This window comes from Bacillus sp. SIMBA_074 (assembly GCF_046534555.1).
GTDB lineage: Bacteria > Bacillota > Bacilli > Bacillales > Bacillaceae_G > Bacillus_A > Bacillus_A mycoides.
The window spans coordinates 1-231 of record NZ_JAWRYM010001337.1 but is presented as its reverse complement, the minus strand read 5'-3'; the positions used below and the strand labels follow the sequence as shown (position 1 = coordinate 231).

Below are 231 nucleotides of genomic sequence, written 5' to 3'. Positions count from 1 at the left end.
CTGGAAAGCGAGCTGGGCAGCTAACGCTGATAGCGCAAGCTGCCGCATGATTACTCGGCCGCGACCGTTTCTTCCTCTGTAGGGGCAGCCTGCAGCTGATCTACCATTGCCATCAACGCCCTCGCTTGGGTGCCATCGCGGGTATCGTGCAGCGGGTTGACCTGCCAAGTACTCTCAGCAAACCCCCACCAGTCCCAGCAAGCCTGAGGGTTAGCCATGCTGTTCTCCGCC

At 60.6% G+C, this 231-nt stretch carries 1 protein-coding gene; it reads right to left on the bottom strand.

Features of this window, described 5'->3' with window-relative positions:
• Positions 1–50 precede the first annotated feature (50 nt).
• Positions 51–231 (bottom strand): hypothetical protein (locus SB773_RS35045; protein ID WP_410595206.1); only part of this gene is annotated, 181 nt, incomplete at its 5' end.